At 44.4% G+C, this 25,740-nt stretch carries 29 protein-coding genes; 28 read left to right on the top strand and 1 reads right to left on the bottom strand.

Translation table 11 applies throughout. The features are described 5' to 3' along the window. The first annotated feature begins 13 nt into the window (after nt 1-13). The 19 genes from trpD to GC096_RS02890 all read left to right on the top strand — a co-directional run bounded on the left by trpD (nt 14) and on the right by GC096_RS02890 (nt 16,597). Entirely contained in the window at nt 14-1,054 is a 1,041-nt protein-coding gene (gene trpD / locus GC096_RS02980; protein ID WP_171628811.1) for an anthranilate phosphoribosyltransferase, read from the top strand. After that, nucleotides 1,044-1,829 carry an indole-3-glycerol phosphate synthase TrpC gene (gene trpC, locus GC096_RS02975; RefSeq protein WP_171628810.1) on the top strand — a complete coding sequence of 262 codons (786 nt, stop codon included), beginning with the start codon at nt 1,044-1,046 and terminating at the stop codon, nt 1,827-1,829. The genes trpD and trpC overlap by 11 nt, the downstream gene beginning before the upstream one ends. Before the next feature lie 177 nt (nt 1,830-2,006). Then, nucleotides 2,007-2,705 carry a phosphoribosylanthranilate isomerase gene (locus GC096_RS02970; RefSeq protein ID WP_171628809.1) on the top strand — a complete coding sequence of 233 codons (699 nt, stop codon included), beginning with the start codon at nt 2,007-2,009 and terminating at the stop codon, nt 2,703-2,705. Then, the gene (gene trpB, locus GC096_RS02965; RefSeq protein WP_171628808.1) at nt 2,702-3,895 is read left to right on the top strand and encodes a tryptophan synthase subunit beta; all 1,194 of its coding nucleotides are present in this window, start codon (nt 2,702-2,704) and stop codon (nt 3,893-3,895) included. The genes GC096_RS02970 and trpB overlap by 4 nt, the downstream gene beginning before the upstream one ends. A 3-nt stretch (nt 3,896-3,898) precedes the next feature. After that, on the top strand, nt 3,899-4,714 hold the full coding sequence (trpA, locus tag GC096_RS02960) for a tryptophan synthase subunit alpha (RefSeq protein ID WP_171628807.1): 816 nt from the start codon (nt 3,899-3,901) through the stop codon (nt 4,712-4,714). Nucleotides 4,715-4,730: 16 nt separating this feature from the next. Continuing rightward, a complete protein-coding gene (gene hisC, locus GC096_RS02955; protein WP_171628806.1) occupies nt 4,731-5,831 on the top strand; it encodes a histidinol-phosphate transaminase in 1,101 nt (366 codons plus the stop codon). Nucleotides 5,832-5,858: 27 nt separating this feature from the next. After that, nucleotides 5,859-6,947, top strand: a complete 1,089-nt coding sequence (locus GC096_RS02950; protein WP_171628805.1) for a prephenate dehydrogenase — start codon at nt 5,859-5,861, stop codon at nt 6,945-6,947. Between the two features lie 168 nt (nt 6,948-7,115). After that, nucleotides 7,116-7,988 carry a polysaccharide deacetylase family protein gene (locus GC096_RS02945; RefSeq protein WP_171628804.1) on the top strand — a complete coding sequence of 291 codons (873 nt, stop codon included), beginning with the start codon at nt 7,116-7,118 and terminating at the stop codon, nt 7,986-7,988. 409 nt (nt 7,989-8,397) lie between these two features. After that, complete coding sequence (locus tag GC096_RS02940) at nt 8,398-8,979, top strand: RNA polymerase sigma factor (RefSeq protein WP_056614299.1); 582 nt, start codon at nt 8,398-8,400, stop codon at nt 8,977-8,979. A 6-nt stretch (nt 8,980-8,985) separates the two neighbouring features. Then, nucleotides 8,986-9,615 carry an anti-sigma factor family protein gene (locus tag GC096_RS02935; RefSeq protein WP_171628803.1) on the top strand — a complete coding sequence of 210 codons (630 nt, stop codon included), beginning with the start codon at nt 8,986-8,988 and terminating at the stop codon, nt 9,613-9,615. Between the two features lie 46 nt (nt 9,616-9,661). Next, nucleotides 9,662-10,252, top strand: coding sequence for a histidine phosphatase family protein (locus tag GC096_RS02930; RefSeq protein ID WP_171628802.1), 591 nt, complete (start codon nt 9,662-9,664; stop codon nt 10,250-10,252). A 128-nt stretch (nt 10,253-10,380) separates the two neighbouring features. Continuing rightward, nucleotides 10,381-11,496 (top strand): hypothetical protein, encoded by a 1,116-nt coding sequence (locus GC096_RS02925; protein ID WP_171628881.1) that lies wholly within the window; start codon nt 10,381-10,383, stop codon nt 11,494-11,496. 175 nt (nt 11,497-11,671) lie between these two features. Continuing rightward, entirely contained in the window at nt 11,672-11,860 is a 189-nt protein-coding gene (locus GC096_RS02920) for an IDEAL domain-containing protein (RefSeq protein ID WP_056616951.1), read from the top strand. A gap of 203 nt (nt 11,861-12,063) precedes the next feature. Then, nucleotides 12,064-12,492: a DUF2487 family protein gene (locus GC096_RS02915; protein WP_171628801.1), complete on the top strand. Its 429-nt coding sequence runs from the start codon at nt 12,064-12,066 to the stop codon at nt 12,490-12,492. 285 nt (nt 12,493-12,777) lie between these two features. Then, nucleotides 12,778-13,323 carry a Rieske (2Fe-2S) protein gene (locus GC096_RS02910; protein ID WP_056614289.1) on the top strand — a complete coding sequence of 182 codons (546 nt, stop codon included), beginning with the start codon at nt 12,778-12,780 and terminating at the stop codon, nt 13,321-13,323. A gap of 17 nt (nt 13,324-13,340) precedes the next feature. Beyond that, entirely contained in the window at nt 13,341-14,012 is a 672-nt protein-coding gene (gene qcrB, locus GC096_RS02905; protein ID WP_028554311.1) for a menaquinol-cytochrome c reductase cytochrome b subunit, read from the top strand. 20 nt (nt 14,013-14,032) lie between these two features. Continuing rightward, nucleotides 14,033-14,914, top strand: a complete 882-nt coding sequence (locus tag GC096_RS02900) for a c-type cytochrome (RefSeq protein ID WP_171628800.1) — start codon at nt 14,033-14,035, stop codon at nt 14,912-14,914. Between the two features lie 90 nt (nt 14,915-15,004). Next, on the top strand, nt 15,005-15,664 hold the full coding sequence (locus tag GC096_RS02895; protein WP_246302543.1) for a DUF1405 domain-containing protein: 660 nt from the start codon (nt 15,005-15,007) through the stop codon (nt 15,662-15,664). Nucleotides 15,665-15,718: 54 nt separating this feature from the next. Then, entirely contained in the window at nt 15,719-16,597 is an 879-nt protein-coding gene (locus tag GC096_RS02890) for a sporulation protein YpjB (protein ID WP_171628799.1), read from the top strand. 71 nt (nt 16,598-16,668) lie between these two features. Here the strand turns inward: GC096_RS02890 and GC096_RS02885 are convergent, their stop codons facing one another. Next, nucleotides 16,669-17,541: a YitT family protein gene (locus GC096_RS02885; protein WP_171628798.1), complete on the bottom strand. Its 873-nt coding sequence runs from the start codon at nt 17,539-17,541 to the stop codon at nt 16,669-16,671. 116 nt (nt 17,542-17,657) lie between these two features. Between GC096_RS02885 and GC096_RS02880 the strand changes: the two genes are divergently transcribed. From GC096_RS02880 to panB, 9 genes are all read left to right on the top strand, one after another. Beyond that, nucleotides 17,658-17,996, top strand: coding sequence for a nucleotide pyrophosphohydrolase (locus GC096_RS02880; protein ID WP_056616948.1), 339 nt, complete (start codon nt 17,658-17,660; stop codon nt 17,994-17,996). Between the two features lie 64 nt (nt 17,997-18,060). After that, complete coding sequence (locus tag GC096_RS02875; RefSeq protein WP_216626012.1) at nt 18,061-18,585, top strand: tetratricopeptide repeat protein; 525 nt, start codon at nt 18,061-18,063, stop codon at nt 18,583-18,585. A gap of 16 nt (nt 18,586-18,601) precedes the next feature. Continuing rightward, nucleotides 18,602-19,405 (top strand): 4-hydroxy-tetrahydrodipicolinate reductase, encoded by an 804-nt coding sequence (gene dapB, locus GC096_RS02870; protein WP_171628797.1) that lies wholly within the window; start codon nt 18,602-18,604, stop codon nt 19,403-19,405. A 26-nt stretch (nt 19,406-19,431) separates the two neighbouring features. Beyond that, complete coding sequence (locus GC096_RS02865) at nt 19,432-19,851, top strand: methylglyoxal synthase (RefSeq protein ID WP_171628796.1); 420 nt, start codon at nt 19,432-19,434, stop codon at nt 19,849-19,851. Between the two features lies 1 nt (nt 19,852). Then, a complete protein-coding gene (gene bshB1, locus GC096_RS02860) occupies nt 19,853-20,545 on the top strand; it encodes a bacillithiol biosynthesis deacetylase BshB1 (protein WP_171628795.1) in 693 nt (230 codons plus the stop codon). Nucleotides 20,546-20,564: 19 nt separating this feature from the next. Then, nucleotides 20,565-21,737 carry an N-acetyl-alpha-D-glucosaminyl L-malate synthase BshA gene (bshA, locus tag GC096_RS02855; RefSeq protein ID WP_171628794.1) on the top strand — a complete coding sequence of 391 codons (1,173 nt, stop codon included), beginning with the start codon at nt 20,565-20,567 and terminating at the stop codon, nt 21,735-21,737. Nucleotides 21,738-21,764: 27 nt separating this feature from the next. Beyond that, complete coding sequence (locus GC096_RS02850; RefSeq protein ID WP_246302542.1) at nt 21,765-23,051, top strand: CCA tRNA nucleotidyltransferase; 1,287 nt, start codon at nt 21,765-21,767, stop codon at nt 23,049-23,051. 598 nt (nt 23,052-23,649) lie between these two features. Next, nucleotides 23,650-24,618 carry a biotin--[acetyl-CoA-carboxylase] ligase gene (locus GC096_RS02845; RefSeq protein ID WP_171628793.1) on the top strand — a complete coding sequence of 323 codons (969 nt, stop codon included), beginning with the start codon at nt 23,650-23,652 and terminating at the stop codon, nt 24,616-24,618. 245 nt (nt 24,619-24,863) lie between these two features. Next, a complete protein-coding gene (gene panB / locus GC096_RS02840) occupies nt 24,864-25,718 on the top strand; it encodes a 3-methyl-2-oxobutanoate hydroxymethyltransferase (RefSeq protein ID WP_171628792.1) in 855 nt (284 codons plus the stop codon). Nucleotides 25,719-25,740 lie beyond the last annotated feature (22 nt).

Genomic DNA, 25,740 nt, shown 5'->3' with positions numbered 1-25,740 from the left:
GGCAAGGAAGAACATGAGTGGAACAATTTCGATACAGCAAGCTCTTGGAAAAGTAATTAGTGGCAATCATTTATCCCGTGAAGAAGCGCGTAGTGTTATGTCTGAGATTATGGATGGAGAGGCAACACAAGCACAAATCGGCAGTTTGTTGACGGCTCTTCGTATCAAAGGGGAAACCTTTGAAGAGATTACTGGGTTTGCGGAGACAATGCGAAGCAAAGCGGTGCAAGTGAATGTGCACCAAAGTGACTTACTTGATACGTGTGGAACAGGTGGAGATGGTGCGGACACGTTTAATATCTCAACCACAGCTGCCATTGTAGCATCAGCAGGCGGTATCCGAGTAGCGAAGCATGGCAATAGAGCGATGTCGAGTAAAAGTGGTAGTGCGGATGTCTTAGAAGCGCTTGGCGTTAAGATTACACTGAGTGGGGAACAAGCTGCGAAATGTCTTGAGCGTACGGGTATTTGCTTTATGTTCGCACAGGCCTATCATCAATCAATGAAGCATGTTGCAGCACCTCGTAAAGAACTTGGATTTAGAACGGTTTTCAATTTGCTTGGACCGTTAACGAATCCTGCTGGAGCAGATCGCCAAGTCCTTGGGGTATTCGACAGAACCAAGACGGAGATGTTAGCTCAATCGCTGCAAGCACTCGGCTTGAAGCGTGCGATGGTTGTTGCCAGCGAGGATGGGTTGGACGAATTCAGTATCTCTGCACCTACAAAGGTGTCTGAGCTGAAGTCGGATCTTATTTCGACTTATACCATTACGCCGGATGACCTAGGACTTCGTGCGCACAGTATCAAAGATGTAGCCGGTGGAGATGCTTCACTTAATGCTGAAATCATTCGTCATATTTTTGCAGGTGAAAAAGGACCTTATCGGGACATCGTACTTGCGAATGCCGCTGCATGCTTTTACGTAACCGGTCATGTTGGTACACTTCAACAAGGCGTGAAATTTGCTGCAGATGTCATTGATTCGGGGCGTGCTGAGCAAAAACTGCAAGATTTAATCCAATATACAGGAGAACTATGCCATGTTTCTTGATAAAATTGTAGCTACAAAACGCGTTGAAGTAGAGGCGATGAGCGGTTTTTCGATCTCGGAGGCTGAGAAGTTAATTTCTCAGCTTCCACCTTGCTTAGGCTTTGAGCGGGCATTGACGCTGGGGAAGAATCGTTCGATGGGACTTATCGCTGAAGTGAAGAAAGCTTCGCCATCCAAAGGATTGATCCGCGCAGATTTCGAACCGGTGGGGTTGGCTCAAGCTTATGAGCGTGCAGGCGCCGATTGTATTTCGGTATTGACCGATGTTTCATATTTCCAAGGTAGCAATGATTATTTGAAGGCTGTGCGTAAAGCGGTGAATGTTCCGTTGCTACGCAAAGATTTCACCATTGATCCGAAGCAAATCTATGAAGCAAGACTTCTGGGAGCAGATGCCATTCTGCTGATCGCAGCGATTTTGACAACAGAGCAAATGAAGCAGTATTTGACTCTAGCGAAGGATCTTGGCCTAGATGCACTCGTTGAGGTGCATGATCGTGAAGAGTTGGAGCGCGCACTTGAGCTGGATACCCAAATGATAGGTGTTAATAATCGGAATTTAAAAACCTTCGTTACCGATCTAGGAACAACAGAAGAATTAATAAGCTTTATGCCAAAAGGTAAAACTGTTGTGAGCGAGAGCGGTATATCTACCGTTGAAGATATGGCTTATGTCGAGAAAGTAGGGGCACAAGCTGTACTGATCGGGGAGCATTTCATGCGACAGCCCGTCGTTGAACAAGCGGTTCATCAGTTGATGGGAGTCCACTTTTGATCACGAAGTAGTCCATGAAGTGTATTCGACATCGAATATTGAATTCAGCCGGAAATTCCGGTGCTCACGTAGCTTCCACTACGCTCCGCTCCTCATTTCCTAGCTTCTTTCAATCTTCTCGGTGCTGAAAACTGGACTTTTTGAACTCGTATGTATAGGTAGAAAGGGGCGGATTTGATGACTGTGGGAACGATTCCAACGGTAAAAATTTGTGGACTTCAAAGCGTTGAAGTGTTAAAATCAATCGTACATTTGCCGATAGCTCATATCGGCTTTGTTTTTGCACCAAGCAAGCGACAGGTCACGCCAGAGAAGGCAGCCGAGCTGATTGCTTATTTGAAAGCTGAAGAAGCAAAGGGGCAGACTGTGCCTCTTACAGTTGGCGTCTTTGTCAATCCAACGAAAGAGCAGTTGGTTGATATCTTAGCTGCGGCTCCTCTGGATGTCGTGCAACTTCATAGTCAGGAAACACCGGCTTTCTGTGGATGGGTTCGTGATCAATTTGGTGTACAGGTATTTAAATCGGTTTCCATCTCCAAAACAGAAGATTCCATACCTTCTATATCCAAGGTAGCTGAGCAACTCGATCCTTATATCGGTCATGTAGATGCGATTTTATTAGATACCTTTGACCCTGTATATGGTGGCGGTTCTGGGACAACTTTTGCCTGGGATTGTATACCTGTTTATCAAGAATGGTCTCGTTCTGCTGGTATTCAATTACTAGTAGCTGGCGGACTCCGACATGATAACGTAGATCAATTAGTACATGCTTACGCTCCTGATGGCGTTGATGTATCGAGCGGCGTGGAGACAGATGGCGTGAAAGATATTACGAAAATAACCGCGTTTGTGGAAAGGGTGACCCGTAAGTGACACAAGTACCTGATCAGCAAGGTAGATTTGGCAAGTTCGGTGGCCGCTATGTGCCCGAAACATTGATGAATGCCTTACATGAGCTTGAAGAAGCTTATGCGCGATATAAAGATGATCCTGAATTTATTGCTGAAGTTCGTTATTTGCAGAAGCAGTATTCGGGTAGACCTACTCCGCTTTACTACGCAGAACGCTTAACCGAGCTACTTGGCGGAGCGAAGATTTATTTGAAACGTGAAGATTTAAACCATACAGGCGCACACAAAATTAATAACACCATCGGACAGGCCGTACTTGCAAAACGCATGGGTAAGAAAAAGATAATCGCGGAAACTGGGGCAGGTCAGCACGGTGTTGCTTCAGCGACAGTAGCGGCTTTAATGGGCTTTGAATGTAAAGTGTTCATGGGCGAAGAAGACACGAAACGTCAACAATTGAATGTGTTTCGAATGAAATTGTTAGGTTCGGAAGTAATTCCGGTTACTTCTGGAACGCGCACATTGAAAGATGCTTGTAATGAAACATTGCGTTACTGGGTAAGTAACGTTCAAGATACGTACTATATTCTAGGATCCGTAACTGGACCTCATCCGTATCCAATGATGGTTCGTGATTTCCAGCGCGTGATCGGGGATGAGTCCCGTGAGCAAATCTTGGAAACAGAAGGTAGATTACCGGATGCCGTAGTTGCTTGTGTTGGCGGAGGCAGTAACGCGATGGGTATTTTCTATCCATTCGTTCAAGATGAGTCCGTGAAATTGATTGGTGTCGAGGCTGCGGGTCGCGGCGTTGATACGGAGGAGCATGCAGCTACCATGACCAAAGGAACGCCAGGTGTATTCCAAGGGTCACTCAGTTATTTGCTACAGGATGAGTATGGTCAAGTCTTGCCAGCGCATTCGATCTCAGCCGGTTTGGACTACCCGGGAATTGGTCCCGAACATGCGTACCTCAAAGATGCTGAGCGTGCTACTTATTATCCAATAACGGATCAAGAAGCACTGGATGCGCTTCAATTGTTGAGCCGCACAGAAGGTATCATTCCTGCTCTTGAGAGCGCACATGCCATTGCCCATACGCTGAAATTAGCACCGACGATGACGAAGGACCAAATCATTATCGTGAGCTTGTCAGGCCGCGGCGATAAAGATGTGGAATCCATTATTAGTTATCTTGGCGAGGGGGTATAAGCGATGAACCGTATTGACAGTCGTTTTGCAGAACTCAAAGCGCGCGGTGAAACCGCAATGATCCCTTTTCTAACGATTGGCGACCCTTCGATAGAGGCATCCTTGGAACTGATTCTAGAAATGGAACGCGCAGGCGCGGATTTAATCGAGCTTGGTGTTCCTTACTCGGATCCACTCGCAGATGGCCCTGTTATTCAGCGCTCTTCGGAACGCGCTTTGAAAAGTAAAATTTCCATTTTTGATGTAATCGATGTAGCTAAACAGGCAAGGAATCGCGGATCACAGCTGCCATTCATCCTTTTTACCTATTATAATCCGGTTCTCCAAATTGGTTTGGAACGTATTTTCAAAGTGATGCAAGAGAATGAAATCAGTGGCATTATTATTCCAGATCTTCCTTTGGAAGAGGATAGTGAGACGAGAGAGATTGCTGAGAAATATGGCGTTCATTTGATTCCATTGGTTGCACCAACATCGAATGAACGTGTACAACGTATTGCTTCAAGTGCACGTGGGTTCGTTTATTGTGTATCTTCCCTTGGGGTCACTGGCGAGCGCGCTGAATTTTTTGGCGGCATTGAAGATTTCCTTACAACTGTTCGGGAAGCCGCGTCTGTTCCCATTGTTGTAGGCTTCGGCATATCATCGCGTGAACAAGTTGAACGCTTTGAGAAGCTGTGCGATGGTGTTGTCGTAGGAAGTGCGATTGTCCGCACGATCGAGAGCGCATTACCACATTTCCAAGAGGATGCTGCTCATCCGGAAGGTCTTAAACAAGTAGGTAACTTTGTAGGTCAATTAAAGCGTACGAACAACTAATTGATGAGGTGACTTCATGAAACCGAAACAAACCATTATACATTTACCAGTCTACCAACCAGGTAAGCCTATTGATGAAGTAAAGCGTGAGCTGGGCTTAACTGAAGTAATTAAGCTTGCTTCTAATGAAAACCCGTTCGGGTCATCTCCACATGTGAAGGCTGCTATTGAAGCTGAAATTGCAAATATTAGTCTATATCCAGATGGAGGAGCCGTACAGCTAACAGAAGCTGTAGCAGCTTCATTGGGAGTAGAGACGAACCAGCTTATTTTTGGCGCAGGCTCGGATGAAGTTATCCTGATGTTGGCGCGTGCTTTCCTTGTACCAGGTGATGAGTCCGTCATGGCTTCACACACTTTCCCTCAATACAAACACAATTGTGAAATTGAGGGTGCGGTTTCCATTGAAGTTCCATTGAAAGATGGCACGCATGATTTGGATGCTATGGCTGCGGCAATTACTGACCGCACGAAAATCGTATGGATCTGTAATCCGAACAACCCAACGGGTACGATGAATACAGATGCGGAAATTAAAGCTTTCTTAGCTAAAGTTCCTGCGCACACGATTGTTGTTCTTGATGAAGCTTATTGTGAGTACAACACAACAGGCGAGTTCCCGGATAGCATAGAGCTAATCGGTCAATACAAGAATGTGATCTCTTTGCGTACCTTCTCCAAAATCTATGGGCTGGCTTCGCTTCGTATTGGTTATGGTATTGGGCATCCAGATGTCATTCGTTCGATTAATCAAGTGCGAGAGCCCTTCAATACGACTCGTTTCGCACAAGCTGCTGCTCTTGCGGCGATTAATGATCAGGATTTCATCGCAAGCTGTCGGGAAGCGAATACGGCGGGTTTAAACTACTTAGAAGAACAATTTAAACAACTTGGGCTGCACTCGTTTCCTGCTCATGGGAACTTTATTATGGTGGACGTAGCACGTCCAGCGGCAGACGTATTCAATGGCTTATTGCGCCGAGGGTTAATTGTTCGTGGCGGTCATATGTTGGGCTTCCCAACATCATTGCGTGTCACAATTGGTTCAAGTGAGCAAAATGCCAAATTCATTGCGGCTCTAACGGAAGTTCTTGCAGAGGTTCCTGTTCTAGTCTAAATCAGAAGATAAAGGTTGATTCTTGTCATGACGAAAATAGCAATATTCGGAGTAGGTCTGATCGGTGGATCTCTTGCCTTATGTTATAAAGGAAAACCAGACTTTACCGTTGTCGGACATTCACCCAATCCGAATTCCGTCGAAAAGCTGCTGAAACGCAATGTTGTTGACCATGCAACTACCGATATGGCAGAAGCGGTGGATGGGGCTGATTATATCTTCCTATGTGTACCCGTGGGTAATCTGGAGGAATATGTTCAGAAGCTGATGAAGCTGCCTTTGAAACTGGGCTGTATTATTACGGATGTGGGCAGTACGAAAGCTTCCATTACAGAAAGTGCAGCAGCACACTTGAAGGAAGGCTACTATTTTATCGGTGGTCATCCGATGGCGGGCTCTGAGCGTCACGGGGTGGAAGCGGCTTCGTCGCATCTGTATGAGAATGCTTTCTACGTCTTGACTCCAGCAGAAGGCACGCCACAGGCTGAGGTTGATCGTCTGACAAGTCTGCTTAGTCATACGAAAGCGCAAATCGTGCAAGTCGATGCACGCGAGCATGATGATATCGTCGGTGCAATTAGCCATTTACCACATATTATTGCTGTTGCACTTGTTAATCAAGTAAGAAGCTATAACGAGAGTAATCCCTTGTATCAAAACTTAGCGGCGGGCGGTTTTCGAGATATTACTCGGATTGCTTCGAGCGAACCGACGATCTGGCGTGATATTCTCGTCAACAATCGTGAAGTGTTACTCAAGCTGCTCAAGGATTGGAATGATGAGGTTTCGCGATTCGTTCAACTCATTGAGCAAAGCGATGGAGAAGGGATTGCGGAGCAGTTTCGTATTGCTGGCGAATTCCGCAGTAAGCTACCGGAACGTCGTAAAGGTGTGCTCACTTCCTTATTTGATATTTATGTAGATGTACCCGATCACCCGGGTATCATAGGCTCCATTACATCGTTGCTCGGAAATGCTCGAATCAATTTGAGCAATATCCAAATTATTGAAAGCCGTGAGGATGTTCCTGGTATTCTCCGGTTGTCTTTCCGTAACCAAGAGGAAGCCGATCGTGCTTCGGAGTTATTGGGCAAAGAATATGCGGTGCATGTATAAATTTTGAATACCTTTTTTCATTTCAGGACTTTCTTTGTGTTGGTTTCCGCCAGCGCAAAGGAGGTCCTTTTGTTTTCTTTTTGTAACTGATTCACAGGTCTATAGGCTCATGCTATAATGGGTCTTATTATTTATATACATACTATTCATTGTTATGGGGCGGTTGATTTGAAGTACAGAATGTTCATCGTAAGCTTGCTAACGGTCATGATTGTCTTTCTTAATTTTTCACCTATTTTAGCAAGTGCCAAAGATGTGTATTACTCCAATGAGGTTGCCGTTCTTGTTTATCACCACATTGATGAATTTGAACAGAGCTCAGTCACCATCACGCCGAGGCTGTTTGAGCGGCAGCTAGTTTCGTTACAAAGGAAAGGTTTCCATTTCATTAGCTTGGACCAATTCAAAGACTTCAAAACCAAAGGAAAGCCTATACCGGATAATGCGCTGCTTATCACATTTGATGATGGTTACGAAAGCTTCTATACGCATGCATTTCCTATTCTAAAGAGGCTTCAAATCCCTGCCGTGAATTTCGTTATCACGAAAGATTTGGATGATCCCAAAAGGCCTAAGTTAGCATCTCTATCCAAGGATGAGATTAAACAAATGCGTAGTGAAGACCCTAATATTGAATTCCAAGGGCACTCCGATGAGCTTCATGCAATGAAAGATGGAAAACCCATGTTATCCAACAAGCTTATTCTAAATGGAAAGCTAGAAACTGAGGTTGAGTTTAAGAGTCGGGTTGTTCAGGATACTCGCAAGTGTATGGCCAAACTCAAGGAGTTGAATGCTTCGAAAAATATGGATTCCTATGCTTATCCATATGGCAGTTACGATGATACGACGATTTCCTACTTGCATGAAGCAGGTATCCAATACGCTTTTACAACGAAGGCAGGTCTTGCTTCAGAATGGACGGATTCGATGCAAATACCGCGGATCAACGGTGGAAGCCCGTTTGTACGTCCGCATTCCATTAGCAATTTGATCAAGCAGGCCAAGAGAGAACAATCACAGTTTGTTAGTTCAAAATGATACTTAGTAAACGTTTTCAAAAAAGTGTTGACAGAATGAAACCGTATACATATAATAAAAGTACAGTATGGTTTCTCTCCACTCCTATCCGATAATCGCACTATAAGTGCAACCGCCGATTCGGCGGTTTTTTTTTGTCTTTTTTGCCTTTTTTTAAAATACATATAAAAGGAATGCAGGTAGATGTCGATAGTAGAGTAGTAGTAGAAATATGAACTTTATCCAACAATTTGTCGAATCTAGCAGGAATCTCGTATTTAATCGAGAATAGAATTAAAGGCTAAATGTTTGCTCAATTTCACATTCACACTTTTTTTACAAATATAACGCAACTTTTCACTCCAACCGTAGTAAAACATGTATGAACAGTTGGAGTGGTACCCGGAATCGCGAGGAGGGTCGCCACGTAATGACCGATTCCCAATTGATCAGAGAAATCAAGGATGGAAATGTTCAACTGTATAACGAGCTTATGCGTCGTTACGAGCGTAAAATCCTTGCCTTTATTTATCACATGCTAAAGAGCACACAGATGGAAGCTATCGCGGAAGATTTGTGTAATGAAACATTTTATAAAGCGTATCGCAGTTTGCATTCTTTCCGTGAGATCGAGGCATCTTTTTCTACTTGGTTATATACGATTGCCCGTAATACCGTATTGAGTGAGCTGCGCAAAAATAAAAGTGTCCAGGTGTCGTTGGAGCAAAGCGGTCTTACTCCGCATGCTTCTTTTGATGCGATGCCAGAGCAGGCCATGTTGAGGAACGAAAAGGTGTCCATGGTTCGCGAAGCGATTAATAGCTTGCCTGAGAAGCAAAGATCAGCTTTGATTCTACGCGAATATGATCAGATGGATTATCAGGAAATTGCCAACATTTTGGGTCAAACCGTCAGCTCCGTGAAATCTCTCCTTTTTAGAGCGAGAGCATCAGTCAAATTACATCTGGATCCTTATTTCAGTGAACCGATATTCGAAGAATCGAAGGGATGACAAGCGATGAAGTGTAGTGAGATCCAGGAATTATTTGGAGTCTATTGGGATTTGCCGAATGATGACCTGCGTCGTGCAGCAGTAGATAAGCATTTAGAAACATGCGACTCCTGTAAAGAGGAATTTCAAATATGGGAAGAGAGCATGATTCTGATCCGCACTGCTGCAACTGACGAGGAGCTGACGGACTTTGAGCCTATAGTCTCCTCTAAAGTTATGAGCCGAATTTACGAGGATGAATCCTGGCGAATTCCAGTATCCGAACGGATGTATTCGATTTCCTATAAATTAAGACGAAATTTGACGGCGGTTATTGCTTTTTGTCTAGCTCTTTTTGTGTTCAGCTTTTTATTCGCCATTGTATATGATGGTTCTCCACAGTCAACATTGGCTTCCGCGGATAATTCACTTTACGATCTTGAAGCACCACAAGCGCTAAAAATTAGCGGTACAGAATCTTTGAATGGACATAAGTTGGGTGATGCCGTAGCCAGTCTGAATCCTAGTTTCATGGAACCTTTACGTTTTCATGTTGGACCGATCCATTCTTACCCCCATTACTTATTAGTCGTATCGCTTCTTGGGCTAGTAGCAACCATTATTATTATGAATTGGTTATCAAGAACGAAAACTTAATGCTCCTGGTGGAGCATTTTGCATTTCTAGCGCTGGAGGTAAAAGAATGACAACGATAGGGTTTATACGCCACGGAAGCACAGAGTGGAATCGATTAGGCAAGCTGCAAGGGCAGTTGGATACAGATTTAACGGATGAAGGCAGAGAGCAAGCAAGATTACTTGGGCTGCGATTATCACAGGAAAGTTGGGATGGCATCATTAGCAGTGACTTGAAGCGAGCGAATGAAACCGCGCAAATTATCTCCACACTGTCTGGCATCCCTCTATTGCGCACAGATAAACGCTTGAGAGAGCGGAAATACGGGTTGGTCGAAGGAACTACTGTCGCTGAACGTGAAGAGCGCTGGGGAGCCGATTGGAAGCTTCAGGATTTGGGTCAGGAATCGGACAGCGATCTCTGGGCAAGATGGATGGAGCTTGAAACAGAGATTTTGAAGCAGTTCCCTGGTAAGAAGATCTTGCTCATCTCTCATGGAGGTTTTATTGTTCAAGTGCTTCGTGTTTTGAAATTGAATCAAGAGGAGTTCCTGCAGAATACTTCGTTGACCTTGTTGTTACGACAAAGTGATCAATGGGAACTTCAATTGTATAATTGTTTAACCCATTTGCAGACGACCTCGGAAACGATGGTATGAAAGTAAACATGACTCAATAGAGTCATGTTTTTTTGTTTGTTACGGAATATTTTCGGGAAAAAATCCCATAATGGTTACTAGAAACATCGGAGTAGAAAGCTCCGCCAGATGGGAGATGTAGGATGGAAATGAACCTAGCGGATATGCTCAGCTATGCCGATATCCATGAATTAGGCCGAATTGCACATACCTACGAGTGTGAGTGCAATGGTCATTCTAAGAATGAGTTGATTCAATCGATCCTAAGTACGGCCATGCGCAAAGACATATTCGAAAAACACATTCAAAGTCTTAGTTTGGAAAACACTCGCTTCCTCAACTCCTTGCTCTCGGATCCTCGCAATTCGTTTAGTATGGAGGAACTCATCGCTAGAGCCCAGCAGTCACGTTTTCAGAAAGAAGAGTCATCTGGAGATTGGAATCCAAGGGATATGATCTTGAAATTCAAAAAATTAGGATGGCTGTTTAACGGACACTCCCAACAGACCAAATACCTTTTTCATGTTCCAGCGGATTTAAAGCGAAGATTTGGTGATGTGTTAGCGAAACAATTTAAGCAAGATTTGGTGAAAACAGATGAACCAACGGTATATCGTGATGAACAATCACTTCTAGTCGACGACATATTTCATTTCTTAACCGCGATTGCTCAGCAAGAAATGCCATTAACAGCAGAAGGTTTTATGTACAAAAGACAACTTGGTCAGCTCCTCAGTATCTTATCTGTTCAAGAGGGATTGGTAGCTAAGGGGACATGGCGATTCGGTTACGGACGAATGTTCAAGGAATACCCGAATCGATTTTCACTAATCTATGACTATTGCTATTACCACCAACTGATCAGTGAGCATGACCTGGTGCTTCGCCTTACAGAAGCAGGAAAGGCACGATTACTGGAAGGGAAGAAAGAAACAGTAACGGATGTGTACACGTTTTGGCTAAGGCTCTACAAAAATCCGATTCCGAATCTACAAAGTATATCGGTTTGGCTAGATCGGCTTTGTGATCAGTGGGTGACGATAGCTTCCATTGTAGATTTGTTTAGTAAATTAGTTAAACCATTTTACTATGATGGTTCAGAATCCATTGTCGAGCAGCGAATCATACAAATGATGATGCACATGGGTTTGATCCGGATAGGTGAAGATCACACGTATGGGGCAGTTATACAGGTCACTAAGCTAGGCTCTAGAGTGATTCGAGGAATTAGTCTAGCAGAGGAAGATAAAGTGGTACTCTTCTGATCTAGGTATTAACACATTCCCGTTCAAACGGGCTTTTGAATGAAGCGTTGAATTAGCTAGTGAATATGATGTAATAGGAGCATAACAACGGGTTGGCGTACACCATATGCAGACATATATTTTTGCGAAAAAGAAGCTCCTGACAAACCGCGGACAACATTTGGAGGTAGGTCTCATGGGAAAAATGAATGTATCTAACGATGCGCTGCTGGCACTTTTCGCGGAAATGATTTGGGATAATGCCTTACGCAAATATAGAGAAGAAAATCTTTATAAGGAAATCGATAGCGCTCTTGCTAAAGGCGATCAGACATCCTTTTTGGCGCTAACGTCTGAATTAAGGATTTTACAATCACTAGGGTAATCATTAGCTGCGCATGAGTAAGTAAACATAAAGACATGAGGATACCAATCCCATGTCTTTTTTGTCTGTGTATACCATGTTTATAAGGAAGTCTGAATACTTGATTGACAGCTAGGTGATGACGGATTAAAGTACTTAGTACAAGTTGAGCTTGCGCTACATAGCGAATGTTCTTTTGGTAAAAGATAGGGAGGCGCTACACCTTGAAGTTTAATGAAATTGTTGCACAAGAATGGACGGAATTGAAACCCTACTTGGATACGTGTCTTCTGCCTGTGACGGGGTTGACAGGGGTCGAGGATCCGATGCAAGTGACGGCTGTGTTAGAGCGACTCCGTGATGTCATGGAAATTATCGAGATTCCTTACAAAGGCAGAGTTGTCACTTATCCAGCTCTTCATTACATAGCAGATACGGGTGCAAGTGAGCAAGTGGAGACTATCGTACATCAATTGAAGAAAAGTGGATTTCGTTACATAATCGTAGTAACCTTGCATCCAGAAGCAATTCACTGGAAATCAGCCGAAACTGATTTGTTGATCGTTGTCGATAAAGAGCAATGGGCGCAGCAATCAGACGCAATTCGATCAGGTATTTCCAAACAAGTTCAGCAACTATGGTACCCTGCCTGAGTAACTTTGGTGAAGTCGTGTATTAATGGAAAAAAAATGTGCAAGATAAGGGTAGTAATGGATGAATGTGGCTTGCAAAAAGTTGTGACAATTTCGTTAAAATTTGTCCGAAAGCGAAGATTTCAATCCAATAAAAGGAGTTATGAATTCTTGACGACCTAGTAGACGTAGGCTATTATTAGAAATGTCCTAGTTATGTAGTGTAATGTCGAACGACACGTGATAGAGGTAGCTGATGTCCGAGAGGGTTCGGACTTCGGCCAATGTAGGAGGGTAGACCTGAGAATGAGTGATCATAACAATCACAATGAAGAACAGCATGGGAAGAAACCCGGGACCAAACGCGAAATGTCTCGTCGACAATTTCTTTCTTATACCCTTGGTGGCGCTGGTGGATTCATGGGGGCCGGCATTATCATACCGATGATTCGGTTTGCCGTTGATCCTGTCCTTCAGCCTAAAGCAGCATCGGACTGGGTTAAAGTTGTCGAAGAAAGTAAAATTACGAATGTTCCACAAGCGTTTACGTTCCAAGTCCATCAGGTAGATGGCTGGTACGAAAGTGATGCTGAACTCGTAGCATGGATTTCCAAGGATAGTAAAGGTGCTCTATTCGCGTTAAATCCGACGTGTAAGCATCTCGGCTGTACGGTTAACTGGAACGATAACCCTGCTTACAAAGATCAGTATTTCTGTCCATGTCATGGTGCGCATTATACGCAAGACGGCAAGAACCTTGCTGTAGCACCTAAACCGCTAGACGAATACACAACAAAAGTAGAGAATGGTTTCGTGTATGTTGGACAACTGCATGCTAACACTAGAGTATAAGGGGGCGTCACGATCAGATGTTTAAAAACGTATACAACTGGATTGACGAACGTCTTGATATTACGCCTATGTGGAGAGATGTAGCGGATCACGAGGTGCCAGAACACGTTAACCCTGCTCATCACTTTTCCGCATTCGTTTATTGTTTTGGCGGATTGACGTTTTTCATCACAGTAATTCAAATTTTGTCAGGTATGTTCCTTACTATGTATTACACACCTGATATTATCAATGCTTATGCAAGTGTTGATTACCTACAACATAAAGTAGCTTTCGGTGTTATCGTCAGAGGTATGCACCACTGGGGAGCTAGTTTAGTTATCGTAATGATGTTCTTACATACCCTGCGCGTGTTCTTCACAGGATCTTACAAAGCTCCACGTGAAATGAACTGGGTTGTAGGCATGCTCATTTTCTTCGTTATGTTAGGTCTTGGTTTTACGGGATACCTGCTTCCATGGGATAACAAAGCTTACTTTGCAACACAAGTAGGTATGAAAATTGCAGCATCGGTACCATTCGCTGGACCGTACATCGAAACATTGCTGCAAGGCGGAAGCATTGTTGGTGCTCAAACACTAACACGGTTCTTTGCTATTCATGTGTTCTTCCTGCCTGGCGTTCTGCTCGCTTTGCTTGCCGGACACTTCTTCATGATTCGCAAACAAGGTATTTCCGGACCGCTATAATTTAGGGAGGGGCGAATAGCGTGGCGCATGGTCATAAGTCTGATGAAAAAATCGTTTACGTAGGGGATTCCCGCGTAATTAAGAAAACGCAAGAACAACGACTAATTCCTAGAGATTACTCTGCTTACCCAGGTAAATCAGAAGCCTTCATTCCAAACTTCTTGTTAAAAGAATGGATGGTTGGTGTCGTTGTCTTGGTCGGTATGCTAGTTCTAGTTATGTCCGACCCAGCTCCGTTAGGTTATCCTGCGGATCCGAAGAACACAGCATTTATTCCGATGCCTGACTGGTATTTCTTGTTCATGTATCAATTGCTGAAATACCCTTATACATCGGGTGATTATGTAGTTCTTGGAGCGGTTGTAGTACCAGGTTTACTTTTCGGCGGATTATTACTGGCTCCATTCTTGGATACAGGTAAAGAACGTCGCTTCTACAGAAGACCAATTGCTTCAAGCCTAATGATTTTATCTTTGATTGCTTGTACATACCTTACGTACACATCTTGGTCTCACTATCAAGTTGAGCTTAAAGAGAAAAACATCATTCCAGAGCACATCAAGCGTGAAGAAGAAATGAACGCTAACAAAGGTGGCGAAGGTGCGAAGAAAGAAACGAAGAAAGCAGCTGCAATTGTTGCTGCTGATGACCCAGGTGCTGCGATTTATGCAAAAGCAACTTGCTTAGCATGTCACGGTGCACAGCTTAAAGGAATGCCAGCTTCTGGTGTACCCGCTTTGTTAGGTGTAGGCGATGGACACACGAAAGATGACATTATGGGCATTATCAAAAATGGTAAAGGCAACATGCCTGCTATGTATAAGCCTAATATCGATAAAGGCTTAACAGATGCCGATATTGATAAATTAGCTGAGTGGTTATCGAAACAAAAAACTCAATAAAATGTGAACCTGGTCGCGAAAGTGATCAGGTTTTTTTTGAAAATTTTAGATGGTCTACATATCAAACTTGATTCTAAAGGAGGGACCAACTTGTCCGTATCCTATTGGTGGAGCAGAGACTTCTTACTTAGTAAGAGAATGCTATGGTTGCTTTTTATTAGCAATTTACTAGGTACCATATATGGCTATGAGTGGTATTGGCTTCAAATGGTAGACACCATTGCGGAGAATCCGGTATGGTATGTGTTTTTTGTACCAGATAGTCCGACTGCCAGTTTATTTTTCACCCTTTCTGTGGGTTACTTGATTGTCGATCGGTCCCTCACCAAACCAACGAGTAAGCTGTATAGGGCTATTCGCGGCTTTGTTGAAGCTTTCGGGCTTATCACATCATTTAAATATGGGATCTGGGCAGTTACGATGATCTGGGCTGGAGCTTGGCATGGGGCAGCTGTTGGATGGGATGGATGGATGCTGACCGCGTCTCATTTGGCAATGGCCGTGGAAGCGCTGTTATTTGTTCGTTGGTTTTCATTCCGCTTGCCTGCCATTGTACTGGTGGCAATCTGGACATTTTGGAATGATTTCATGGACTATGAAAGAGGAGTTTTCCCAAGACTCCAACGCGAGTTGCATCCCTATTTGGGAACGATTCAATTCTTCACGATATGTTTGAGTATCATTGGAATCTGGATTGCGATTACGTGTTTATTGGTAAGAGAGAAAAAAATGTTGAAAGCTAATACCTGATGGTCTAAAGCGGGACGAACCTCCATATGATGATGGTGAAGGAGGGGATGTCCCATGTTTTTCGATAGAACGATAAGAGGGATAGCGGTGACGATCTTACTCGGCCTAGTTCTTTGTTTACTTGCAGCTTGCGGTACCAATCAACATACAGTTGGACAAGCTAGTAAACCTATAGACCCAGTTCAAGTAGAGCGGATTTCGTTTTTAAATCAGATTGCCGAAGAGATGTATACATTTACGATGTCTGGACAAGTAGTTGAGGCCAGAAATAAGTTGATTCAATTATCAGATCAAATTCCGAAAATTTCATTTGAAGGAATTACGTCCATTGAGGGATTGAATGCTTTGACTGCAACCATCACTGATGCGAAACGGGTTTATAATGCGGTCAATTACTCACCAACTGATGGACAAGTAGCTGTTGCCAAAATTCGTCTAGCAACAGATGCGCTTTCTCATAAGAACCAGCCGATGTGGCTGCAATACTATAAGGTTCTGCAAAATGATAGTGAAATGTTAAGTCAGCAAGTTAAGGCTAATAAACAGCAAGAAGCAATAGAAGAATTTGGTAAGTTATCACAACATATCGCCATTATTCATCCCTCGTTAATCATTAGTCGTGATCCTTCATCCATTGAGAAGTTAGATTCCTTAATCGTCTACCTTCGAACGAATGTGAATACGAAACCAATGCCTATTAGACCTTTAGAAGCTGGGATCGTGAATTTGAACCAAGTGCTGGATGAAATCTTTATGAAACATAAAGATGCACTGGCCTATGTGCCTCTCACGGATCCGTATCATCCCATCATTTGGTCACTCAGTATAGGTGTTATTATTATTGGTGTTTTATCCTATGTTGGTTGGCAAATGTACCAATCTGGTCGACATATCGTTCCCGTTAGGCAAACAAAGGAAAGCGAAAATAGATGAGAAAAAGTGGATTAAGCAAGCTCTGTTGAGCTGTTTAACCCACTTTTTTTTATTTTTATTCAACTAACAAATTAATTCGTTTTAAAGCCTTCACCGATGACCTCATGAACATCCCCAACAATAATGAAAGCACGTGGATCAACGGCGTGAATTAACTCTCGTAATTGTCTTGTCTCATGCCGGTAAACGACACAATAAACGACTTCCTTCGTGTTTCCTGAATACGCACCTCGTGCTGGGAAGAGCGTTACTCCGCGATCAAGAACTTTGGTGATAGATTCTGCTAAGACATTGGGCTGTTCACTAATGATCGTAAATGCTTTGGCTGCATAGGCGCCTTCTGATATGTAATCAATAATCCGTGAAGTGACGAATACAGCTACTAGTGAATAGAGCACCTTTTCTTTGGGGAGATAAATGAAAGAAGAGCCAATAACGACGACATCAATGATAAGAATGACTTGTCCGACACTCCAGCCTCTCTTTTTATGACCAATGCGAGCTAATATATCAGAACCACCTGTTGTTCCACCAAATCGAAATACAAGCCCAAGACCCGTGCCCAGTGTGATCCCAGCATAAAGGGTTGCTAGAAAATAGTCTTGTGTAGTATGAAAAGGTACTATCCAGCCCATATGGATTAGCCATTCCATCACCCACAGAAACAATGATAGGCAAATAACGCCGAAAATCGTGTACAGCATGGGACCTTTACCAAAATTCCGCCAGCCTAAGTAAAATAAAGGAATATTAAATACGAGGGTGGAGATGGAGGGTGGCACATTAAGCACGTATTTGAGTAAAAGAGAGATGCCGGTTAATCCACCTTCCATTAGCTCATTCGATATGACAAAATAATGCAAACCAAACGCATAAATCGCTGTTCCAATCAAGATTCCCAATACATTGAGAAATTGATCTTGGAACCTTTCTTTAAATATCATGTAAATTCCTCCATGCCTAATATGCTTGCCTTGTCTAAAAAAATTTGTCAACTTTTCTCGTTTAGTTTAACATAAGGAGGATAACCTTTGTGAAGAGGATAGAAAGAAGGATGCCAATGTCAGAACGTACACTTAAAGACCTGCAACAAGAGGTTGATACTTATATTTCCCAGTTCAAGGAAGGATATTTCAGTCCTCTTTCTATGCTGGCTAGAATGTCTGAAGAAGTTGGTGAATTAGCACGTGAGGTGAATCATTCTTACGGTGAAAAACCGAAAAAAAGTACAGAAGCGGACAATTCAATCGAGTTGGAGCTTGGTGATATTTTATTCATTACGATCTGCTTTGCGAATTCACTTGGCATTGATCTGACCGAAGCGCATGACAAAATCATGCATAAATTCAATACCCGTGATGCAGGGCGTTGGACTAAAATAAACACCGAAACGAATTGATCTTCATAAACTAAACCATCCCCATGAATCGGGAAAACCGTTAATGGCAAAGGAGGATGGGCAGATGAATGGAGAAAATCAAATACAAAAAGCATACGAATCCATACTTGGGCATGATTTTGAAAAGGCCATTGAATGGTTTGAAAAAGCAATAGCTGAAGAACCAAACAATGCTGCCTATCATCACAAACTTTCCATTACTTTTGCGAGAAGTAATAAGCTAATCAAAGCGGTGGAACATGCATCAAAAGCGATTGATCTAGATCCGGCGAATGAGGCATTTCGCTTTCATTTGCAAGTGTTGAATGCACGTGAGCTCGTCGAACAAGCCAGAAGGCAGCTTACGAATCCGTCTGCTCATCCGGAGCGCGCTATATTTCTGCTAAAAGAAGCGATAGTGCTTGATCCGCTAGCCATTGAAGCGTATCTTATTCTAGGTGAAGCCTTCGCCATGCGTAAGGATTATACCAGAGCTTATCAAACCGTTATGGAGGCTGTACGTCTAGAGCCGCATAATGAGCTTGCAAAGCAGCACGCCACAATCTACAAGGTCAAAATGGAAACAGAGTTAGGCCCGAAACATAGATAAAGGAGATCATCACAAAATGGAGCGTAGAATACGAGTAGCAGTTATCGGAGCAAGTGGAAGAATGGGGCGGGAGGTCGTCAAGACCGTTCTGCGTGAGTCAGATATGGAGTTAGTAGCAGGAGTAAGTCGTACCTCTGGCCCCATTGATCTTGGAAGAATGGTTGGTATGGATGACTGTGGGATTCTAATGGGTAACGACATCGAAAAGGTTTTAACCCAATCCAAACCAGATGTGTTAGTTGATTTTACAGGACCGCAAACAGCGGTTTCACATACCAATCTTGCAATTCGCTTAGGGATACGTCCCGTGATGGGAACAACGGGATTCACCCCTCAAGCTATTGCTGATTTGGACATGCTATGCCGAGACAACAATATTGGTGGGTTAATTGCACCAAATTTCTCCATTGGAGCTATTCTCATGATGAGGTTCGCTGCCCAAGCTTCGAAATATTTCCCGCATCTGGAAATTATCGAATATCACGGTGATCAAAAGCTGGATGCGCCGTCCGGAACAGCTGTCAAAACCGCTGAGCTCATTTCAGAAGTACGCGAAGAAATTAAACAAGGTAATCCGAAAGAAGAAGAAACAATTGAAGGTTCCCGCGGTGGGTATTACAATGGATTCAGAATACATAGTGTGCGTCTGCCAGGTGTATTTGCACAACAAGAAGTTATTATGGCCGAACAAGGTCAAGCGCTTAAAATTCGACATGACTCTTATGATCGTGCAGCTTATATGCCAGGTGTAGCGATAGCGGTTCGTAAAGTTATGACCTATACCGGAATGATTTATGGTTTTGAGCATTTTATAGATTAGAGACCCCCTAGGAGAGTGGAAGTCAGATGTTAAGCATCGCACTTATTGCCCATGATCGAAAAAAAGATGAGATGGTGAATTTCGTAACGGCTTATGAGCATGTTTTCGAGGGTCACAAACTATATGCAACGGGCACGACAGGCACGAGAATCATGGCAAATACGAAATTGAATATTCATCGATTTATGTCAGGGCCACTTGGTGGCGATCAGCAGATTGGGGCGCTGGTTGCCAAAAATGAGATGGATTTGATCATCTTCTTGCGTGATCCATTGATGGCTCAACCACACGAGCCTGATATTATCGCTCTGCTTCGTTTGTGCGATGTGCAGGGAATTCCATGCGCTACGAATATTGCGACTGCTGAGTTGCTTGTAAGAGCGTTGGATCGTGGGGATTTTGCTTGGCGAGAACTCGTACATAAATATAAACCAGGTATTGAATAAGATGAGTGAACAATTAGATATTCTTATATTTGGTGCCCATGCAGACGACGCTGAAATTGGGATGGGCGCAACCATAGCCAAACATACACAGCGTGGACTTCGTGTTGGGCTTTGTGAATTGACCTATGCCGAAATGTCCTCAAATGGGACGGTTGAAAATAGACTAGAAGAAGCTGCGGAAGCAGCGAAAATACTAGGGGTAGCAGCACGTACGAATTTGGGACTGCCAGATCGAGGGTTATTTGTCACGGCGGATCATATCGAACGGATTACACAAGTTATCAGGAAGTTTCGTCCTCGCATTGTGTTCGCACCGTATTGGCAAGATCGTCACCCTGATCATATTGCCTGTTCAATGCTCGTGCAGGAAGCTGTTTTTAATGCGAAGTTGCGTAAATATTTGCCAGACACAGATGCTGTGAATGTGGAGCAACTACTTTTTTATTTTATTAATGATGTGTATGAAGCTGATGTAATTATAGATGTAACAAATACTTATGATATCAAAATGGCAGCACTGCGTGCGTACCAGTCACAATTTGTAACGGGTACGGGCACCGTTGCGACGCCACTCAATCAAGGTTATGTCGAACGTGTAGAAGCTCGTGATCGACTCATGGGTCAGAAGCGTCAACTGACGTACGCGGAAGGGTTCGTTTCCAAACTCCCCTTGGTGATAGAACATTTTGATTGATCGGAAAGAGGTGTGAGAAATGAAAGACAAATTAAAAATTGGTATTACGTGTTACCCAACACTTGGCGGATCAGGTGTAGTAGCGACTGAGCTTGGAAAGCTGTTAGCTGAAAAAGGGCACGAGGTTCACTTTATTACACATAGCATGCCGTTTCGATTAGGCAAATTTCATAAAAATATTTATTATCATGAAGTGGAAGTTAGCCAATATTACGTCTTCCGCTATCCGCCATATGATCTATCGCTCGCTAGTAAATTAGCTCAGGTTGCCAAAATGGAAGAGCTTGATTTGCTCCACGTGCATTATGCGATCCCGCACGCCGTTTGTGCATTGCTTGCAAAGCAAATGGTAGGTTCGAATCTCAAGGTTGTAACTACGCTTCACGGAACAGATATTACCGTATTAGGGCAGGATCAATCGATTTCGGATCTTATCCGTTATGCCATCAATGAAAGTGATGCTGTAACGGCAGTTTCCAAGGATCTCATCAAAGAAACACGGGAATTGCTAGCTATTGATCGTGATATTGATTTGACTTATAACTTTGTAGATAAACGGGTGTATTACCCGCGAGATATATCGAAGCTAAGAGGCGAATTCGCGCGGCCAGATGAGAAAATTCTAATTCATATTTCCAATTTCCGACCTGTGAAACGGGTCCAGGATGTTGTGGATATTTTCGCAAAAGTCAGCAAAGAAGTGCCGTCCCGACTTCTATTCGTTGGGGAAGGACCAGATCTTTCGAAAATGATTTCGAAGGTGAAGGAAATGGGTCTCACGGATAAAGTGACGTTCTGCGGTAAGCAGGATGATGTGGCTCAAGTTATTTCACTCGCAGACCTCATGCTGCTGCCTTCTGAGAAAGAAAGCTTCGGACTTGTAGCACTTGAAGCTATGGCTTGCGGTGTGCCAACGATTGGATCCAATGCAGGTGGAATTCCTGAGTTGATTACGCATGGTGAAACTGGATTTCTAGCCGAAGTCGGTGATACGGAGCAAATGGCCGACTATGCAATTAATCTTTTGAAAAATCAAGTGATGTATGAACAAATGGCACAGAATTGTTTGAACCGTGCGCGGTATACGTTCTGTAATGATATTACAACTGTTCAATACGAGGAGATTTACTATCGCGTGTTAGGACGGGAACTCCCTGAATCACATCGCATTTCAGCATCTTCGTGTCAATAAGGATGCTAACTGGATAGGAGAATTAAGTTGGATGCTGGTAAGGGAATGTATGATCCAGGTGCTTCGGAGGTATTAACGACGCTCATGGAAGCTGGTTATGAGGCCTATTATGTCGGTGGTTGTGTACGTGATGCTGTGCTGGGACGACCGATCAAAGACATTGATATCGCCACCTCTGCGCTACCAGAGCAGGTTATTGGAATTTTTCAGAGGACGGTGCCAACGGGACTCCAACATGGCACTGTGACCGTTCTGATAGCTCAAGGAGCCTATGAGGTAACGACCTTCCGTAAGGAGGCAGCGTACGAAGGTTTTCGTCGTCCTGCCTCTGTTGCCTATATTTCGGATTTAACCGAGGATTTGAGGCGAAGGGATTTCACGATGAACGCGATGGCAATGGATGTAGCTGGCGTTCTTCAGGATCCTTATGATGGACAAGCGGATTTGGCCGCTGGCGTGCTCCGCTGCGTAGGTATTGCGGAAGAGCGCTTTGGCGAAGATGCGCTGCGCATGCTTCGCTGCATTCGTTTCGCCTCGACCTACGGTCTCGAGATCGAGGCTAGCACTTGGCAAGCGCTGCTGGCGAATGCCCCACTGCTGCGCCATATTGCGATGGAGCGCGTGCGCAGCGAGCTGCAGCGCATGGTTGAAGGCCCAGCCCCTGCGCGGGCTGTGCGGCTACTGCTGGCGAGCGGCCTGCTGGCCTACCTCAAAAAGCAGCTGCCGCTGCCTTTTGAGGCTTGGCTCGCCTGGGACGACGCGCTGGACGCTGTCAGCGCGCTGGAGGGGCAGCATGACCGCTGGGCCATGCTGCTGATGCTCCTGGAGGTGCCAGCGGACGTCGTCCGCGCGGCGCTCCAGGAGCTGACGTTCTCCCGCGTGGATGGCGCAGCGGTCGCGGAAGTGCTTGCTCTGCGCGATGCTGTCGCTGCGCAGGCCCAAGTGGATGACCCGGCTCCGCTGGAGCGGGTCTGGAAGCTTGGCGCGGTGCGCCGCGGCGAAGCCGCAGCCTGCGCGTTATTGCGGCTGCTGCGCGAGCTGCCGCAGGTGGAAGGGAAGCGCGGCGGTTTGGCGCGCTTCTTGACCCAGACGGCGCCGGAGTTATTGCGGCGCGGGGAGGATTGGCTGAAGGAGGTCCCCTGCTTCAGCCTGAAGGAACTCGCCATATCCGGCCAGGATGTGGCGGCGGCCCTTGATCGGCAGCCCGGCCCATGGATGGGCAGGCTGCTGCAGGATCTGCTCGAGCGAGCGGCTCTCGGGGAAATCCCGAATGAGCGCGAGGCTCTGATTTACGCCGCGCAGGCTGCGAAGTAGCAGCGCTGTGCGGTTTTTCTTTTGAGTGGCGGCTAGGGAAGCCATTGCTTGTACTTTCGATCACTTGTACTCACGAAGTCGAATAACTGTAAAAACTACATTTAATTTTCGTGATTTTTGCTTAGAATTGTATTTAACTGGAAAACCTCCAGTTAAATGTTGCTTTCCAAGTGAAAAAGCAAGAATTCCTCGGAATTAACTACATGAAATCCAGCTAATCCTGATTTTGGCGCTTTTTTACTCAAAATACCTACAAGAAATCCAGTTATTTGAAAAAGTTGGTGGTTGTGTGGTAGCTAGATTGGGTAAAAGTATCTTATAAGCATGAAGTAGCTAGTAAGTTGAGTTAGAGGTATCTTGTAATATATGAAGTAGCTAGTTAGTCGGATTAGAGGTATCTTGTTATGTATGAAGTAGCTAGTAAGTCGAATTAGAAGTATCTTGTTATCTATGAAGTAGCTAGTTAGTCGAGTTAGAGGTATTTTGCACAATTGAACTAGCTAGTAAATTGAGTTAGAACTATTAAATTTAAATCAGAAATCAAGCGCATCCCCCTGCGCTACTATAGATCAAACTATAAGATTGCGAGTGAAATCGTATGAATGAACGAATTTTAGAACTTTTTGAGGAAACTCCTGAAACTTATGTTTCCGGAGCAGAAATCAGTCGGCGGTTAGGTGTGAGCCGTACTGCGATCTGGAAGCACATTGAGGAACTTCGTGCGGAGGGCTACACGTTTGAAGCGGCTTCACGCAAAGGGTATCGTTTAATAAGTAAGCCAGCGAAGTGGCAGGTTAGTAAGTTACTGAATGGCATGAAAACAAAAGCACTTGGTCAAAAAGTACATATTTATGATGAAGTAGACTCTACTCAAACGATCGCTCATAAGCTGGTCGCGTCCGGAGCACCTGAGGGCACGATTGTGCTCGCAGAGAGACAGACTGCAGGAAGAGGCCGAATGGGGCGCAGCTGGCATTCTCCATCGGGTAAGGGGATCTGGTTGAGTTTAATTCTGACACCGCGAATTCCTGTATACTTCATGCCTCAGCTAACCCTGCTAAGTGCAGTTGCTCTATGTCGTGCCATACAAAAAGTATGCCAAGTTGATATCGGTATCAAATGGCCGAATGATCTTCTTATCCATGGGAAGAAAGTTAGTGGTATTTTGTTGGAAAGCAGTGGCGAGGACGAGCGCTTAAAGTATGTGATAGCAGGGGTTGGCATCAGCGTCAATTTGTTAGAAGAGGATTATCCCGAAGAACTGCGCTCGATTGCAACGTCTTTAGCGATTGAGTCCGGTGGAAAGGTTTCACGCGAGGAATTAGTACAAGCTTTTCTATTGGAATTCGAGGAGATGTATGCCCTTTATATGGAGAAGGGATTTGCCCCAATTCGTTTACTGTGGGAAGCTTTGAGTGTCACGCTGAAGAGACCGATTCGGACATCAACACCATCAGGGTTTATTGAAGGTATCGCAGATTCGTTGGATGATACTGGTGCTTTGACAGTGATAACCCCGAATGGTGAACGGGTTAAAATTTATTCCGGAGACATTGAACTGAAGTAGTGGGAGATAAAGGGTATCCTCCTGAAGCAAGCTTTGGTATAATAGAAGCATAAGGCGGTATCCTTATAGGAACTGCACTTGTAAGTTGATCTGGCAATTGAACCGAAATAACTGAAACAAGATGTTGGATTCTGCTCTGAGCCTTACAGGACCGAGACAGAGGGATCATTGATTCTTTCTGCATGCGTTCCTTTTAGCTCTTAGCTAAAAGGTTTTTTATTTTATATGAGGAAGCTGGGATTACTGTGGAACAACGTAAAGCGCTAACGACTGCAAAGATGAGAAAAATGAAGCAAGACGGTGTACCGATTACGATGGTAACGGCCTACGATTATCCTTCAGCACGGCTGTCGGAAGAAGCAGGTATTGATGTCATTCTAGTTGGAGATTCACTAGGGAATGTAGTGCTAGGCTATGATTCTACACTGCCTGTTTCTCTGGATGATATGGTTTATCATACACGTGCTGCTGTACGTGGAGCCGCGAATACGTTTGTCGTCGCTGATATGCCATTCTTAACGTACCACGGCAGCTTAGACGCTACTTTACAAGGTGTTGGACGTTTGATGCGTGAAGGCGGCGCTAAGGCGGTTAAATTGGAAGGTGGCGCAGAGATCGCGGCCACGGTTAAAGTGATTACGGAAGCAGGCGTTCCAGTCGTTGGCCATTTGGGGCTAACACCGCAGTCGGTTCACCAACTGGGAGGATTTCGTGTGCAAGGGCGCAGCTCGGAGCAAGCGGAGAAACTGTTGCGTGATGCCAAGGCGATTGAAGAAGCAGGTGCGTTCGCGATTGTTCTGGAACTGGTGACGGATGAATTAGCGGCATGGATCACGAAGCAACTGTCCATTCCCACAATTGGCATAGGCTCTGGTGTGCATTGTGATGGGCAAGTGCTTGTGTATCATGATTTGCTGCAGTATGGTTCTGACAGTGCTCCCAGAAAGTTTGTTAAAGCCTATGCAAATATCGGGGAAACTATCCGTGCAGGGATTGGCGAATATGTGAAAGAAGTGAAAGCACGGACGTTCCCAGCGCAAGAAAATACATTTCATATGGACAACGATGTTGTTCAATACTTATACGGCGATAAGGAGTGATTGGTCATGGAAGCGATCCACA

Source organism: Paenibacillus plantarum (assembly GCF_013141695.1).
In the GTDB taxonomy this organism is placed as follows: Bacteria; Bacillota; Bacilli; order Paenibacillales; family NBRC-103111; genus Paenibacillus_E; species Paenibacillus_E plantarum.
The sequence above is the reverse complement of the archived record's forward strand: the minus strand, read 5'-3'. Positions and strand labels throughout refer to the sequence as shown.

What these genes read in the sequence shown, in the direction of transcription:
- GC096_RS02890 (WP_171628799.1), top strand. Translation starts at nt 15,719, where the DNA reads ATGTTTTTCGATAGAACGATAAGAGGGATAGCGGTGACGATCTTACTC.
- dapB (WP_171628797.1), top strand. Translation starts at nt 18,602, where the DNA reads ATGGAGCGTAGAATACGAGTAGCAGTTATCGGAGCAAGTGGAAGAATG.
- GC096_RS02940 (WP_056614299.1), top strand. Translation starts at nt 8,398, where the DNA reads ATGACCGATTCCCAATTGATCAGAGAAATCAAGGATGGAAATGTTCAA.
- GC096_RS02885 (WP_171628798.1), bottom strand. Translation starts at nt 17,541, where the DNA reads ATGATATTTAAAGAAAGGTTCCAAGATCAATTTCTCAATGTATTGGGA.
- GC096_RS02845 (WP_171628793.1), top strand. Translation starts at nt 23,650, where the DNA reads ATGAATGAACGAATTTTAGAACTTTTTGAGGAAACTCCTGAAACTTAT.
- trpD (WP_171628811.1), top strand. Translation starts at nt 14, where the DNA reads ATGAGTGGAACAATTTCGATACAGCAAGCTCTTGGAAAAGTAATTAGT.
- GC096_RS02880 (WP_056616948.1), top strand. Translation starts at nt 17,658, where the DNA reads ATGTCAGAACGTACACTTAAAGACCTGCAACAAGAGGTTGATACTTAT.
- trpC (WP_171628810.1), top strand. Translation starts at nt 1,044, where the DNA reads ATGTTTCTTGATAAAATTGTAGCTACAAAACGCGTTGAAGTAGAGGCG.
- GC096_RS02935 (WP_171628803.1), top strand. Translation starts at nt 8,986, where the DNA reads ATGAAGTGTAGTGAGATCCAGGAATTATTTGGAGTCTATTGGGATTTG.
- GC096_RS02925 (WP_171628881.1), top strand. Translation starts at nt 10,381, where the DNA reads ATGAACCTAGCGGATATGCTCAGCTATGCCGATATCCATGAATTAGGC.
- GC096_RS02865 (WP_171628796.1), top strand. Translation starts at nt 19,432, where the DNA reads ATGTTAAGCATCGCACTTATTGCCCATGATCGAAAAAAAGATGAGATG.
- GC096_RS02930 (WP_171628802.1), top strand. Translation starts at nt 9,662, where the DNA reads ATGACAACGATAGGGTTTATACGCCACGGAAGCACAGAGTGGAATCGA.
- GC096_RS02910 (WP_056614289.1), top strand. Translation starts at nt 12,778, where the DNA reads ATGAGTGATCATAACAATCACAATGAAGAACAGCATGGGAAGAAACCC.
- GC096_RS02950 (WP_171628805.1), top strand. Translation starts at nt 5,859, where the DNA reads ATGACGAAAATAGCAATATTCGGAGTAGGTCTGATCGGTGGATCTCTT.
- hisC (WP_171628806.1), top strand. Translation starts at nt 4,731, where the DNA reads ATGAAACCGAAACAAACCATTATACATTTACCAGTCTACCAACCAGGT.
- GC096_RS02970 (WP_171628809.1), top strand. Translation starts at nt 2,007, where the DNA reads ATGACTGTGGGAACGATTCCAACGGTAAAAATTTGTGGACTTCAAAGC.
- trpA (WP_171628807.1), top strand. Translation starts at nt 3,899, where the DNA reads ATGAACCGTATTGACAGTCGTTTTGCAGAACTCAAAGCGCGCGGTGAA.
- qcrB (WP_028554311.1), top strand. Translation starts at nt 13,341, where the DNA reads ATGTTTAAAAACGTATACAACTGGATTGACGAACGTCTTGATATTACG.
- bshA (WP_171628794.1), top strand. Translation starts at nt 20,565, where the DNA reads ATGAAAGACAAATTAAAAATTGGTATTACGTGTTACCCAACACTTGGC.
- GC096_RS02920 (WP_056616951.1), top strand. Translation starts at nt 11,672, where the DNA reads ATGGGAAAAATGAATGTATCTAACGATGCGCTGCTGGCACTTTTCGCG.
- bshB1 (WP_171628795.1), top strand. Translation starts at nt 19,853, where the DNA reads ATGAGTGAACAATTAGATATTCTTATATTTGGTGCCCATGCAGACGAC.
- GC096_RS02875 (WP_216626012.1), top strand. Translation starts at nt 18,061, where the DNA reads ATGAATGGAGAAAATCAAATACAAAAAGCATACGAATCCATACTTGGG.